Origin of the sequence: Micromonospora globosa (assembly GCF_000717585.1) — a bacterium.
Taxonomy (GTDB): Bacteria; Actinomycetota; Actinomycetes; order Mycobacteriales; family Micromonosporaceae; genus Micromonospora; species Micromonospora aurantiaca.
The window spans coordinates 203,050-216,065 of sequence record NZ_JNZR01000006.1 but is presented as its reverse complement, the minus strand read 5'-3'; the positions used below and the strand labels follow the sequence as shown (position 1 = coordinate 216,065).

Annotated in this window: 13 protein-coding genes; 9 read left to right on the top strand and 4 right to left on the bottom strand. The window is 73.7% G+C overall.

The window, feature by feature from the left end; all coding sequences use genetic code 11:
- Positions 1-161 precede the first annotated feature (161 nt).
- From IF06_RS0109365 to IF06_RS0109350, 4 genes are read right to left on the bottom strand one after another with little or no spacing between them, the layout of a single operon-like run.
- Complete coding sequence (locus IF06_RS0109365) at positions 162-1,403, bottom strand: MFS transporter (RefSeq protein WP_030270287.1); 1,242 nt, start codon at positions 1,401-1,403, stop codon at positions 162-164.
- A 39-nt stretch (positions 1,404-1,442) separates the two neighbouring features.
- Complete coding sequence (locus IF06_RS0109360) at positions 1,443-2,024, bottom strand: isochorismatase family protein (RefSeq protein WP_013474230.1); 582 nt, start codon at positions 2,022-2,024, stop codon at positions 1,443-1,445.
- Between the two features lie 15 nt (positions 2,025-2,039).
- On the bottom strand, positions 2,040-3,326 hold the full coding sequence (locus tag IF06_RS0109355) for a nicotinate phosphoribosyltransferase (RefSeq protein ID WP_013284352.1): 1,287 nt from the start codon (positions 3,324-3,326) through the stop codon (positions 2,040-2,042).
- 16 nt (positions 3,327-3,342) lie between these two features.
- Entirely contained in the window at positions 3,343-6,015 is a 2,673-nt protein-coding gene (locus IF06_RS0109350) for a LuxR C-terminal-related transcriptional regulator (RefSeq protein WP_030270285.1), read from the bottom strand.
- Between the two features lie 193 nt (positions 6,016-6,208).
- Between IF06_RS0109350 and IF06_RS0109345 the strand changes: the two genes are divergently transcribed.
- The 9 genes from IF06_RS0109345 (at position 6,209) to rdgB (ending at position 12,970) form a co-directional block, all read left to right on the top strand.
- Complete coding sequence (locus IF06_RS0109345; RefSeq protein ID WP_030270283.1) at positions 6,209-7,750, top strand: hypothetical protein; 1,542 nt, start codon at positions 6,209-6,211, stop codon at positions 7,748-7,750.
- Between the two features lie 115 nt (positions 7,751-7,865).
- Positions 7,866-8,156 carry an ATP-dependent Clp protease adapter ClpS gene (clpS, locus tag IF06_RS0109340; RefSeq protein WP_018786685.1) on the top strand — a complete coding sequence of 97 codons (291 nt, stop codon included), beginning with the start codon at positions 7,866-7,868 and terminating at the stop codon, positions 8,154-8,156.
- Positions 8,153-8,656, top strand: a complete 504-nt coding sequence (locus tag IF06_RS0109335; RefSeq protein WP_013284356.1) for a DUF2017 domain-containing protein — start codon at positions 8,153-8,155, stop codon at positions 8,654-8,656. The genes clpS and IF06_RS0109335 overlap by 4 nt, the downstream gene beginning before the upstream one ends.
- 55 nt (positions 8,657-8,711) lie before the next feature.
- The gene (locus tag IF06_RS0109330; RefSeq protein WP_030270277.1) at positions 8,712-9,200 is read left to right on the top strand and encodes a Mov34/MPN/PAD-1 family protein; all 489 of its coding nucleotides are present in this window, start codon (positions 8,712-8,714) and stop codon (positions 9,198-9,200) included.
- A 67-nt stretch (positions 9,201-9,267) separates the two neighbouring features.
- Complete coding sequence (locus IF06_RS0109325; protein ID WP_013284358.1) at positions 9,268-9,606, top strand: MoaD family protein; 339 nt, start codon at positions 9,268-9,270, stop codon at positions 9,604-9,606.
- 10 nt (positions 9,607-9,616) lie between these two features.
- Positions 9,617-10,582 (top strand): PLP-dependent cysteine synthase family protein, encoded by a 966-nt coding sequence (locus IF06_RS0109320; protein WP_013284359.1) that lies wholly within the window; start codon positions 9,617-9,619, stop codon positions 10,580-10,582.
- A 225-nt stretch (positions 10,583-10,807) separates the two neighbouring features.
- Complete coding sequence (locus tag IF06_RS0109315) at positions 10,808-11,554, top strand: MBL fold metallo-hydrolase (RefSeq protein ID WP_013284360.1); 747 nt, start codon at positions 10,808-10,810, stop codon at positions 11,552-11,554.
- 73 nt (positions 11,555-11,627) lie between these two features.
- Complete coding sequence (rph, locus tag IF06_RS0109310; RefSeq protein ID WP_013284361.1) at positions 11,628-12,356, top strand: ribonuclease PH; 729 nt, start codon at positions 11,628-11,630, stop codon at positions 12,354-12,356.
- The gene (gene rdgB, locus IF06_RS0109305) at positions 12,353-12,970 is read left to right on the top strand and encodes an RdgB/HAM1 family non-canonical purine NTP pyrophosphatase (protein WP_013284362.1); all 618 of its coding nucleotides are present in this window, start codon (positions 12,353-12,355) and stop codon (positions 12,968-12,970) included. Before rph ends, rdgB begins: the two co-directional genes overlap by 4 nt.
- Positions 12,971-13,016: the final 46 nt, after the last annotated feature.

Below are 13,016 nucleotides of genomic sequence, written 5' to 3'. Positions count from 1 at the left end.
CGCCCGCCCCGTCCCCGCCCGTTCGCCGGGGTGGGGGGCGGGGTGCGGCACCAGGTCGGGGGAGTGGGGGTGTCCGGGGTGCGTGGATGCAGCCACTTCCCCGTGCGGGCTTCGGCCCCGCCTCGGGGAGACACGGACTCCTTGATCACGCCGGGCGGGGGTCAGCGGGAGGCGAGGGCCAGGTCGGGGTCCACGGGCGGGGCGTCGACCGGGGTGCGGCGGTGGCGCAGCTCGATCGGGAGCACCGCCAGCGCCACCAGCGCGCCGATCGCACCCGTGACCACGAAGCCCCACGCGGGCGCGGAGGCGTCGATCACCGCGCCGGCCAGCGGCGCGCCGAGCGCGATGCCGACCGTCACGGCGGAGCCGTGCAGGCCCATGGCCAGCCCTCGGACGGAGGGTGGGGCTAGCCGGCTGACCGCGTCGGAGGTGGACGCGATGGTGGGGGCGCAGAGCGCACCGGCCGGGATCAGCGCCAGGCAGAGCAGCCACCAGTGCGACCCGCCCAGCCCGACCGGGATGGTGGTGAGGCTCAGCGCGGCCATCAGCGCCAGCGGGGAGAAGGAGCGGCGTACCGCGCCGTAGGCGAAGCCACCTGCCAGCGAGGCGACCGCCCAGGCGGCCAGCACGGCGCCGGTCCAGCCGACCTCGCCACCGGACCGGAGCACGGCTACCACCGCGACGTCGGTGCCGCCGAGCACCAGCGTGGCGGCGAGGCTGACCGCCAGGACGGCGAGCAGGCGCGGGGTGAGCCACTCGCGGCGGTGCACCGGGCGCGGGGGCCCGGCCGGCTCGTCGGCGGCCCGGATCGGCGGGTCGAGCAGCCAGAAGCAGATGCCGGAGGCGACGATCCCGGCGCCGACCGCCCAGAGCGTCAGGCGCGGCGTGACGGCGGTGGCCAGTGCCACGGCGAGGGCCGGGCCGACCATGAACGACAACTCCACGGCCATCGAGTCCAGCGCGTACGCGGGGCGGCGCTTCTCCACCGGCACCAGCGCGGCGATCGACTGGCGGACCATCGAGAAGATCGGCAGTGCGAGCAGCCCGGCGAAGAACGCGGCCGGTAGGAGCACCGGGTACGGCAGCGTGGGCGCGGCGGACCAGAACAGCGCCTCGGCGACGGTGGTGAGCACCAGCACCGGGCGGAGCCCTCGGCGGTCGATGAGCCGCCCGAGCAGCGGGGAGCCGAGCGCCGCGCCGACCGTCGACGCGGCGCCGACCAGGCCGGCGGCGCCGTAGCCGCGGCCCAGGTCGAGCACCACGTAGAAGGTGAGCGTCACCCCGGTGGCGGTCAGCGGCACACGGGCCAGCACCGACACCAGCAGCAACGATCGGAGACCGGGTAGGGCGAGCGCCTCCCGGTAAGGCTTCAGGTTCACGACGGTCCGTACCTCCGGCGCCATCCTGGGGCCGGGGTACGACACCCGCAAGCGATTACCCGGTCAAGCGGCAGTGATCACAGGCTCGCCCACCATTGTCACCCCGGCGCCGTCGAGCGCCCGCAGCGCCACGTCGAGCGTGTCCGGCGCGACAGCGGCGGTCAGGTCCAGCAGCACAGTGGTCCGGAAGCCCTCCCGGGCGGCGTCCAGGGCGGTCGCGCGCACGCAGTGGTCGGTGGCGATGCCGACCACGTCGACCCGGTCCACGCCGTGGCGGCGCAGCCAGTCGGCCAGGCACTCGCCGTCGGGGCCGTGCCCCTCGAAACCGGAGTACGCGGCCGCGTGCTCGCCCTTGTGGAAGATCACCTCCACCCGGTCGGTCACCAGCTCGGGGTGGAACTCGGAACCGGAGGTGCCGACCACGCAGTGCCGGGGCCAGGAGTCGACGTAGTCCGGCGGGTCGCCGAAGTGCGCGCCCGGGTCGACGTGGTAGTCCTTGGTCGCGACCACGTGGTCCCACCGGTCCGGCTCGGCGGCCAGCAGCCGGGAGATGCCGGCGGCCACGCCGGCTCCGCCACCGACCGCGAGGGAGCCGCCCTCGCAGAAGTCGTTCTGCACGTCCACGATGATCAGGGCGTTCGCCATCTGACGGGTTCCTCCTCAGCTCGCGGGTACGACGGTCACCGGTACGGCGGGATCCCCGGCGGAGAGCTTGAGCCCCTCCCACGGGATCGAGATCAGGCACTGGCGCAGGTGGTCCCGGGACTCCTCCAGCGTGGGCAGGGTCTCCGGTTCGCCCGACACCACGTACGAGTGCTGGAGCAGCCGGTCGTTGGGCTGCCGGTCCGGTACGCCCTGCGGCACGATGACCTCCTCGGTGGCGGTGCCGGTCGGCTTGTGCCGGCGGACCGCGACCTTCCGGCCGCCGATGGTGGCCTTGTGCTCGGAGCGTTTGACCACCGGCCGCCCCTCCACCTCGACCAGCTTGTAGACCAGGCCGGCGGTGGGCGCACCGGAGCCGGTCACCACTGCGGTGCCGGCGCCGTACATGTCCACCGGTTCGGCGGCGAGCGCGGCGATGGCGTACTCGTCGAGGTCGCCGGAGACGATGATCTTCGTCTCGGTGGCACCGAGCGAGTCGAGCAGCTCGCGGGACTGCTGGGCGATCACCGCGAGGTCGCCGGAGTCGATCCGGACCGCGCGCAGCTCGGGCCCGGCCACCGCGATCGCGTTGCGGATGCCCTGGGCGATGTCGTACGTGTCGACGAGCAGCGTGGTGTCCTTGCCCAGCGTGGCGACCTGGGAGGCGAACGCGGCCCGCTCGTCGTCGTGCAGCAGCGTGAAGGCGTGCGCGGCGGTGCCCGCGGTGGGGATGCCGTAGCGCTGCCCGGCGGCCAGGTTGGAGGTGAACCGGAACCCGGCCAGGTACGCGGCCCGCGCCGCCGCGACGGCGGCCTCCTCGTGCGCCCGCCGGGAGCCCATCTCGATCAGCGCCCGGCCCCGGGCCGCGGTGACCATCCGGGCCGCGGCGGCGGCGATGGCGCAGTCGTGGTTGAGCACTGACAGCACCAGCGTCTCCAGCACCACGCACTCGGCGAACGTCCCGGACACGGTGAGGATCGGAGAGCCGGGGAAGAACAGCTCGCCCTCGGCGTAGCCGTCGATGTCGCCGGTGAACCGGTAGTCGGCCAGCCACTGCGCGGCCCGGTCGTCCACCACTCCGGTACGGCGCAGGAAGTCGATCTCCGCCGGGTCGAACCGGAAGTCGCGGATCATCTCGATCAGCCGGCCGGTCCCGGCGACCACGCCGTACCGGCGCCCGGCCGGCAGCCGCCGGCTGAACACCTCGAAGACGCAGCGTCGGTCGGCCGTGCCGTCACGCAGGGCCGCGCTGACCATGGTCAGCTCGTAGTGGTCGGTCAGCAGCGCGGGGCGAAGGGTACTCACCGCCCCAGCCTAGAGTTCAGCCCGGGTCCGCGCCGTCGTGCCCCGGCATCGACCGTAGTGCGGCCCGCAACTCGCCGCGCCCGGCGACGCCGAGCTTGCTGTAGACGCGCTGGAGGTGGTTCTCCACGGTGCGGGTGGACAGGAACAGCCGCTCGGCGATGGCGCGGCTGGTCACGCCGTCGGCCGCGAGGCGGGCGATCTCCCATTCCCGCTCGCTGAGCGTCGGGCGCAGCAGCCGCAGCGCCGGGGTGGAGATCTCGTCGCAGCGGCGCAGCAGGTCGGCGAGGCGTTCCCGGATCGGCCCGGTGGCGCCGGCCCGGACGTGTCGCGTCCGGTGCAGGGCCAGGGCGGTCGCCTCGGCCGCGTACACGATCAGCTCCCGGTCGGCGAAGCCGTCGGCGACGGCCAGCAGCGCGTCCGGTGAGCCGTCGACGGCGGCCCGGCCGAACCGGGCGACCAGCGGCGGCAGCACGCCGTCGACCTGCTCGGAGAGTTCGGCCAGGCGTTGCGCCACGGTGCGCCGGCCACCGTCGGTGCAGGTCGGGCCGACCGGCGCGGCGGCCTGGTCCAGCCGGACCAGGTCGAGCAGGACGAGCAGCTCGTGCCCGGCCAGGCCGTCCTCGCGCAGCCGGTCGGCGAGCGCACACAGGTGCTTGGTGGCCGCCGGCAGGTCACCGGTGGCGGCCTGGACCGCGCCCCGGGCCTGCTCCAGCCACGGGTAGAGCACGGCCATGCCGGGCGCGTGCGTCCGGTCCGCCTCGGCCATCGCGTCGGCCGCGTGCGTCACGTCCCCGCGCAGCGCGGCGGCCTGGGCGCGCTCGGCGTGCGCGAGGCCCGCGTACACCCGGCTGGTGGCGAGCACCGCGCACGCCTCCAGGCTGGTCCGCAGCGCCTCGTCGCCGCGCCCGCGCAGCCGCGCCGCGTACGCCTGGAGGATGGCCAGGTAGCCGGTGCCGAGCCGGAAGTCGCCGGCTCCGGCCAGGTCGGCGAACTCGTCGGCGACGATCGCGTCGATGCCGGGCAGGTCGCCGGAGAGCGTCAGCCGGGTGCCCCGGGCCAGTTCCATGGCGAGCTGGAGGTAGGGCATGTCGCCCCGCCAGCACGCCGGCTCGGCCTGCACGCGGGCGATCGCTGTGGCGCTGAGCTGGTATTGCCCCTGCGCCGCCTGGAGGTGGGCGAGCGTGCAGCGGGCCAGCTCCCGGGCGGCCATCGGGGCGGCGGGCCGGTCCAGCACCTCCTGGGCCAGCCGTACCGCGACGTCGACGTCGAGCCGGTGCAGCCGCATGGTGGCCTCGAACGCGCGTACGCGGGCCCGGTCGGCGGGGTCGCTCAGCTCCTCGCCGCGCGCGGCGATCTCCTCCACGGTGGACTCACGGTTGAGCCCCCAGTAGCTGACCATGCCCCGGACGGTCAGCCACCGGCTGCGCCGCCGGTCGTCGTGGATCTCACCGGCGACCTGGTCGAGCACGCCGATCGCCTCGTCCGGCCGGTCGCCGAACATGAGGATGGTGGCGAGCAGCTCCGCCGCGTCAGTGCCGCCGCCGGCTTCCAGCGCGGCCCGGGCCAGCCGGGTGGCCAGCGGCACGTCGTACCGGCCGAACGCCTGCACCGCCGCTTCGAGCAGCAGTGCCACGTCCTGCGCCGTACCCGAGTCGAGTCGCCACACCGCAACGCGCAGCAGGTCCTCCCGGCGGCGCTTGCCGACCTGTTCCAGCAGTCCGGCGAGGGTGGCCTGGAGCCGGCGGGTGCGGCTGACCGGGCAGTGCCGGCGCATCACCTCGCCGTAGAGCGGGTGCGCCAGGCGGACGTTGAGCCGCCGGTCGTCGTGGACCAGCGCGATGAGCCCGCGTTCCTCGGCCGTCTCCACGTCCGCCGGGTCGGCCGCGCGTTCCAGCAGTTGCAGGCCCAGCGGCTCGCCGAAGGCGACCAGTTCGACGACCGCCCGGACGCCGGGGGTGAGCTGGCCGATCCGGGTGTCGATCAGTTCGGTGAGGCTGGGTGCCAGCTCCAGCCGCCCGGTCCAGGTCCAGATGCCGTACCTGCGGTTCAGCTCGTCGTCGGCGGCCAGCACCAGCTCCCGCAGCAGCAGCGGGTTGCCGGCGGAGAGCTGGAACAGCCGGTCGGAGGAGCCGGCGTCGACCGGGCCGCCCAGGATGGCGGCGAGCAGCCCGGTGGTCTCGCTGCGGCACAGCGGGCGCAGTTCGACCAGGTCGGCCAGGTCGTCGGTCCAGAGTGCGCGGATCGGCAGCGGGACCTGCTCGCCGTTGCGCAGCGTCCCGATGACGTACGCGTTCTCCGAGCGGGCGACCAGGTGCACGAGCGCCGCCGAGGGCGGGTCGAGCAGATGCGCGTCGTCGATGGCGAGCACGATGGGCCGCCCGGCGGCCTGTTCCTGGAGCACGTCCACGGCCCAGCGCAGGATCCCGGCGGGGGACAGGCCCTGCGGCTGTGAGGCGGGCAGCACCTGGACCAGCCCGCCGAACGGCAACGCGGCTGTGGTGGCGCTGGCCGCGATGGACCAGATCGCGTACCGCTCGGGGGAGAGCGCGGCCACCCCCTCGCGCAGCAGCCGGCTCTTGCCGACCCCGGCGTCGCCGCTGAAGAGCAACCCGCGCCCCTCCGGGCCACCGACCGCCGACAACAGACGGTTGAGTTCATCAGTACGGCCGACGAACTCCCACCTACTCATCGATGCAGCATATCGACCGTGTTCCGTCCGCGTACGCACCGTCACGCAGTGAAGTTGAGTAATCTGTTCATTACCCGTGAGTACCGGATGTGTTGGTTGTCGGATGGCCGACACCCGTACTCTTCCGGCAGTCCCTGCAACCAGGGAGAATCCGCGACCGGTACCCCGGTCGCCCGACCGGGAGGCCCGCCTGATGACGCCAGGTCCGCTCCCTTCGGTCGACGTGCCCGACCCACGCCGGCAGGCCGAGCCCCCCGGATGTGCCCCGCTGCCGACCCGGCTCGGGGTGACCGCGCCCGGCCCGGACGAGCCGATGGCGGTGGTCGTCGCCGGTCCGGCCGGCGCGAACCGGCGCGAGCTGATCGCCGGCCTGCTCGGGGTCGAGGCCGCGACGCTCGCCGTACCGCCGGGAAGCAACCTGCTGGTCCAGCACGCCGCCACCGCCACCCGCGCCGCGTACGTCCCGGGCTACCGCCAGCCGCACGCCTACGGCGCCGACCCGCTCGCCGCCGGCCCGGCACTGGCCCGGCCGCCGCGCCGGGTCGAACTGAGCCTGCCCGATCCGCTGCTGCGGCACTTCGCGGTGGTCGACACGCCTGATACCGGCACGCTCGGCGTCGCAGGCGGCCGGGTGCTGCGCGACGCCGTCGGCCGGGCCGGCGCGCTGCTCTTCGTGATCTCCGCTGACCAGGCGTTCAGCGCGGCCGAGCTGCACCTGCTCGCCGAGGTGGCGCGTACCCCGGTCGAGGTGTTCTTCGCCGTCACGCCCGGCGTGACCGGCCCGGCGACGCCGGGCGACGGCGCACAGGCCCAGGACCGGGCGGCACCCGGCCGGACCGGGCCCACCCGGCGGCTCGACCCGGTGTCGGTCTCGATCGAGGCGCACCGCGCGGCGCTGCTGGCCGCGGTGCCGGCGCTCACCCCGGCCCGGTGGTTCCCGGCCCGCCGCGCCGAGCTGCCGCAGCTGCGCCGGGCGCTGGTCGGCTGGGCGGCCGACGAGGTGCTGCGTCGCGGCAGCGCCCGCCCGCCGGTGCCGGCCGGCGCGCACGGCCGGGTGCCGGTGCTCGCCGGTGTCGAGCCGGGTGAGCTGGCCGACCGGATCGACCGCCAGGCCCGCGCCTGCGCCCGCCGGATCCGCCAGCACCTCGCCCTGGAACTGGCCAACATCCACCTGCGGGTGGTGCAGGAGATCGTCTTCGGGGTCGGCTGCGCCGGCCTGCCGCAGATGCTCGACCGGGAGCTGGAGGCGCTGTCGCTGCTCGCCACCGCCCAGTGCGACGAGGCCGTGCGCGGCCTGGTCGACGAGGCCGCCGCCCGGGTGTTCGGCGCGCCGCTGGCCGAGGGCGTACGCCGGCGGATCACCCACGCGGTGCGCTGGGGCCTGGCCGACCACCCGGACGGCCCCGAGCTGGACCGGGTGCTCCTGGTGACCAGCACGGCCGGGGTCGCCGGGCTGACCGGTGCGGGCGCCTTGGACGCGCTGGCCGGGCTGCCCGGCGCGCAGCGTGACGAGGTGCTCCCGCCAGTCGGTGTCGCCCTCAACGGCGGCTGCTGGCAGCACTGGCGGGCGCCCGGCAACAACGACCCGAACGCCGCCCGTTCCTGGGCCCAGCGCGCGCTGCGCGAGGTCGAACTCGAACTGTCCCGCGAGGTGTCCCGCCGCTTCGAGGTGATCCGTCTCTCGCTGGGCGCGGTGCTCGCCGATGCGGTCGACCACGGCATCCTGCTTGCCTGACCACGCCGCCGGCACACGGCGACCCGGGCTCGCGTACGCGGCCCGGGCGGGTGACGACGACCCGCGCGCCGTTCCGGTTCATCGGTTCCCCGGATCCGGTGGCACGATGGGGGGCATGGCGGCTCCACAGGTTGCGCCGGTCGAGACGCCGGACACCGAAGAGGTGCCGGTCTCCGACCGGCCATGGGTGACCATCGTCTGGGACGATCCGGTCAACCTGATGACGTATGTGACCTGGGTGTTCCAGAAGCTCTTCGGGTACAGCCGGGAGAAGGCGGAGCGGCTCATGCTGGACGTGCACCACAAGGGCAAGGCCGTGGTCTCCAGCGGCGCGCGGGAGCGGATGGAGCACGACGCGGCGCAACTGCACGCGTACGGGCTCTGGGCGACGGTGGACCGGTCATGAGCATGTTCCGCCGCCGGGGCGACCACTACGTGGCCACGTTCGCGGTCGACGAGGTCCGGGTGCTGCGCAAGGTCGCCAACGAGGTGGTCGGCCTGCTGACCGACGGCTTCGACCACGGTGACCCGGTGGTCGGGCGGCTCTTCCCCGACGTCTACCCGGACGACGACGCCGGCACCGCCGAGTTCCGCCGCTACACCGAGGGCGACCTGAAGACCGGCAAGATCGACCAGGCGGGCGCCGTCCTCGCCGCGCTGCCCGACGGTGACGCCGGTGGCGAGGTACGGCTGGACGCGGAGGCGGCCGAGGCGTGGCTGCGGGCGCTGAACGACGCCCGGCTGGCGATGGGCGTACGCCTGGAGATCAAGGACGGCACCGACCTGGGCGAGGAACTCGACGACGCGGTGGCCGCGGACCCGGGTTCGTCCCGGGTGTTCCAACTGTCGGTCTACGCCTATCTCGGATATCTCCAGGAGTCCCTGCTCAACGCGCTGATCGACTGAGTGGTGACGGTCGCCACCTCGCCGCCCGGGCCGGCCAGGCGCTAGGCTTGGCGGCGTGCTGAGCATCGACCGGTCGATCATCGACGCGATCGTCGCCCACGCGCGTCGGGACCACCCGGACGAGGCGTGCGGCGTGGTCGCCGGTCCCGTCGGCAGCGACACCCCGGCCCGGCACATCCCGATGGACAACGCCGCCCGCTCCATGACGTTCTACGAGTTCGACTCGATGGAGCAGTTGCGGGTGTGGCGCGAGATGGACGACCGCGACGAGGAACCGGTCGTCATCTACCACTCGCACACCGCGACGGAGGCCTACCCGTCGCGTACGGACGTCTCCTTCGCCGGCGAGCCGGGCGCGCACTACCTGCTCGTCTCGACCCGCGAGCCCGACACCGAGGAGATCCGCTCCTTCCGGATCGTCGACGGCGTGGTCACCGAGGAACCGGTGGAGATCGTGGATGCCGCCGTGGACCCGAACGCCGTCCAGTCCTACATGTTCGGGCAGAGCCCGGCGACGGTCGACTACGAGTGTTCCGACCGCTGACCTTCAGCGCCGGCACCTTCCTTTTCCCGTCACCTGGCACGATCCCGAACGAGGAGCACGAGACACCATGGCCATCGAGGTTCGCATCCCCACCATCCTGCGCAGCTACACCGGCGGCGCGAAGGTCGTCGAGGGCAGCGGCGACACGCTCGCCGACCTGATCGCCGACCTGGACTCCCGGCACGGCGGCCTGAAGGCCCGCCTGGTCACCGAGGCGGGCGTGCTGCACCGGTTCGTCAACGTCTACGTCAACGACGAGGACGTCCGCTTCCTCGGCGCGCTCGACGCCAAGCTCAACGACGGCGACAGCGTGACCATCCTGCCGGCCGTCGCCGGCGGCGCGTTCGGCTTCGCGGCCGCCGCGGCGATCGCCTCGCACGCGGTCTCCACGCGCGCCGCCCGCTGAGGGGTCCGCGATGGCGCGGTACGACAGCCTGCTCGACGCCTGCGGCGGCACCCCGCTGGTCGGGTTGCCCCGGCTCTCGCCGACGGTCCCGGCCGGGGCGCCGCCGGTGCGGCTCTGGGCCAAGCTGGAGGACCGGAACCCGACCGGCAGCATCAAGGACCGCGCGGCCCTGTTCATGGTGCGCGCGGCCGAGGAGTCCGGCCGGCTGCGTCCGGGTGACACGATCCTGGAGCCGACGAGCGGCAACACCGGCATCTCGCTGGCCATGGTGGCGAAGCTGCGCGGCTACCGGCTGGTCTGCGTGATGCCGGAGAACGTCTCCACCGAGCGGGTGCAACTGCTCCGCATGTACGGCGCGGAGATCATCTTCTCGCCGGCCGCCGGCGGCTCGAACCAGGCGGTCGCGACCGCGAAGCAGATCTCCGCCGAGCACCCGGACTGGGTGATGCTCTACCAGTACGGCAACGAGGCGAACGCCCGGGCGCACTACGAGACGACGGGGCCGGAGCTGCTCCAGGATCTGCCGGGCATCACCCACTTCGTGGCCGGGCTGGGCACCACGGGAACGCTCATGGGCACCGGGCGCTACCTGCGGGAGAAGGTCGAGGGCATCCAGATCGTGGCGGCCGAGCCGCGCTACGGCGAGCTGGTCTACGGTCTGCGCAACATCGACGAGGGCTACGTGCCCGAGCTGTACGACGCCGGGGTGCTGTCCCGCCGCTTCTCCGTGGGCACCCGGGACGCGGTGCTGCGTACCCGGCAGCTCGTCGAGGTGGAGGGCATCTTCGCCGGGTTCTCCACCGGGGCCATCCTGCACGCCGCGCTCGCGGTGGCGCACGAGGCGGTCCGCGACGGCCGCCGCGCGGACGTGGCGTTCGTGGTCTGCGACGGCGGCTGGAAATACCTGTCGACCGGCGCGTACGGCGGCACCCTCGCCGACGCGGAGGAGGCCCTGGAGGGTCAGCTCTGGGCCTGACGGACCGATGGCCGGTCCGGTCGGTGGCGTGCCCGCCGGCCGGACCGCCGGTCTCGTCCGGAGCGGACGTGTATGGGTGTCACGTTGATGACAACTTCCGGCAGATGATTCTTGGTCGACCGGGGCGACGCGTAGGCTGCGCAGCGTGGCGAGCGCGTCGGTAGAGATCATCGGCGGAGCCGCCGCCGGCGCATCGACTACTCATGGTGAGATCGAGGCCACCGGATGAGACTGACCGTCCTCGGCTGCGCAGGCAGCTTCCCGGGGCCCGAATCGCCCTGTTCGGCCTATCTCATGGAAGCCGAGGGCTTCCGGCTTCTGATCGACTTCGGCGTGGGATCGCTCTCCACGCTCCAGCGCTACGTCGGGCTGCACGCCCCGGACGCCATCCTCCTCACCCACCTGCACTGCGACCACATGTTCGACGCCGTGTCCTACGTGGTGGTACGCCGGTACGCTCCGGACGGCCCGTACCCGCCCCTGCCGATGTACGCCCCCTCCGGCGCGCCCGACCGGCTGGCCACCGCGTACGGGCAGGAGGAGGGCTCGGTGGAGGACGTCTACCAGTTCTACGGCCTCCAGCCGGGCACGTTTCCGATCGGCCCGTTCACCGTCACGGTCGACCGGATGAACCACCCGGTGGAGACGTACGGGGTGCGGCTGGAGCACGGCGGCCGGGTGTTCTGCTACTCCGCCGACACGGCGCCCTGCGAGGCGCTGCTGCGCCTGGCCCAGGACGCCGACGTGTTCCTCTGCGAGGCGAGCTACATGGACGGCGTGGAGAACCCGCCGGATCTGCACCTGACCGGCAGGGAAGCCGGCGAGGCGGCCACCAAGGCGGGGGTGGGACGGCTCCTGCTCACCCATCTCGTACCCGCCTGGGGCAGCGAGTCGCAGACGGTGGAGGCGGCGGCCGGGGCGTACGCCGGGCCGCTGGACGTGGTCCGGCCCGGCGCCTGCTACGAGGTCTGAGCCCGGCGGCGGCCCTGTCGTGTCGGCGGGCACCCGCGGGCGGTGCGATCACCGCACCGCATAGGGTGCAGGCATGGCGCGACCTGACGGGCGGCAACCCGACCAACTCCGACCGGTGACCCTGACCCGGGGCTGGAGCACCCACCCGGAGGGCTCGGTGCTCGTCGAGTTCGGCGCCACCCGGGTCCTCTGCACGGCGAGCGTCACCGAAGGCGTGCCCCGCTGGCGCAAGGGCTCCGGGCTGGGCTGGGTGACCGCCGAGTACGCGATGCTGCCCCGTGCCACGAACACCCGCTCGGACCGGGAGAGCGTCCGCGGCAAGGTCGGCGGCCGGACCCACGAGATCTCCCGGCTGATCGGCCGCAGCCTGCGCGCCTGCGTCGATCTCAAGGCGCTCGGCGAGAACTCGATCGTGCTGGACTGCGACGTGCTCCAGGCCGACGGCGGCACCCGTACCGCCGCGATCACCGGTGCCTACGTCGCGCTGCACGACGCGGTGACCTGGCTGGCCGAGCGCAAGGCGCTGGCCGGCAAGGTGGAGAAGGTGATGCACCGCTCGGTGGCCGCGGTGAGCGTCGGCGTGATCGGCGGCGAGCCGATGCTCGACCTCTGCTACGCCGAGGACGTCACCGCCGAGGTCGACATGAACGTGGTCTGCACCGGCACCGGCGACTTCGTCGAGGTGCAGGGCACCGGTGAGGCGGGCGTCTTCGCCCGCGACCAGCTCGACGCGCTGCTCGACCTGGGCGTGGCGGGCTGCCTGGAACTGGCCGACGCGCAGCGGAAGGCGCTCTCGTCATGAACAAGGTCCTGCTCGCCACCCGGAACCGGAAGAAGCTGGTCGAACTCCAGCGGATCCTGGACGGCGCGCTCGGCGCGCACCGGATCGCCCTGCTCGGCCTCGACGACGTCGAGGAGTACCCGGAGCTGCCCGAGACCGGCCTCACGTTCGGCGAGAACGCGCTGATCAAGGCGCGGGAGGGCTGCCGGCGTACCGGCCTGCCGACCATCGCCGACGACTCCGGGCTGGCGGTGGACGCCCTCAACGGCATGCCGGGTGTGTTCAGCGCCCGCTGGTCCGGGGGGCACGGCGACGACCGGGCCAACCTCCAGCTCGTGCTGGACCAGGTCGCCGACGTGCCGGACGAGCACCGGGGCGCCGCGTTCGTCTGCACCGTCGCGCTGGTGCTGCCCGGCGGCAAGGAGCACCTGGTCGACGGCCGCCAGTCCGGCCGTCTGCTGCGCGCGCCGCGCGGCGACGGCGGCTTCGGCTACGACCCGATCTTCCTGGGCGACGGGCAGGAGCGCACCAACGCGGAGCTGACGCCCGAGGAGAAGGACGCGGTCAGCCACCGCGGCAAGGCGCTGCGGGAACTGGCCAAGCTGGTCGCGAAGGTGCTCCCACCCGCCGCCTGACCCGCCCCCACCGGGCACCCGGCCCAGCGCCGACCGGGCACCCGAA

What these genes read in the sequence shown, in the direction of transcription:
- IF06_RS0109345 (WP_030270283.1), top strand. Translation starts at nt 6,209, where the DNA reads ATGACGCCAGGTCCGCTCCCTTCGGTCGACGTGCCCGACCCACGCCGG.
- IF06_RS0109325 (WP_013284358.1), top strand. Translation starts at nt 9,268, where the DNA reads ATGGCCATCGAGGTTCGCATCCCCACCATCCTGCGCAGCTACACCGGC.
- rph (WP_013284361.1), top strand. Translation starts at nt 11,628, where the DNA reads ATGGCGCGACCTGACGGGCGGCAACCCGACCAACTCCGACCGGTGACC.
- clpS (WP_018786685.1), top strand. Translation starts at nt 7,866, where the DNA reads ATGGCGGCTCCACAGGTTGCGCCGGTCGAGACGCCGGACACCGAAGAG.
- IF06_RS0109365 (WP_030270287.1), bottom strand. Translation starts at nt 1,403, where the DNA reads ATGGCGCCGGAGGTACGGACCGTCGTGAACCTGAAGCCTTACCGGGAG.
- IF06_RS0109315 (WP_013284360.1), top strand. Translation starts at nt 10,808, where the DNA reads ATGAGACTGACCGTCCTCGGCTGCGCAGGCAGCTTCCCGGGGCCCGAA.
- IF06_RS0109350 (WP_030270285.1), bottom strand. Translation starts at nt 6,015, where the DNA reads ATGAGTAGGTGGGAGTTCGTCGGCCGTACTGATGAACTCAACCGTCTG.
- IF06_RS0109320 (WP_013284359.1), top strand. Translation starts at nt 9,617, where the DNA reads ATGGCGCGGTACGACAGCCTGCTCGACGCCTGCGGCGGCACCCCGCTG.
- rdgB (WP_013284362.1), top strand. Translation starts at nt 12,353, where the DNA reads ATGAACAAGGTCCTGCTCGCCACCCGGAACCGGAAGAAGCTGGTCGAA.
- IF06_RS0109335 (WP_013284356.1), top strand. Translation starts at nt 8,153, where the DNA reads ATGAGCATGTTCCGCCGCCGGGGCGACCACTACGTGGCCACGTTCGCG.
- IF06_RS0109360 (WP_013474230.1), bottom strand. Translation starts at nt 2,024, where the DNA reads ATGGCGAACGCCCTGATCATCGTGGACGTGCAGAACGACTTCTGCGAG.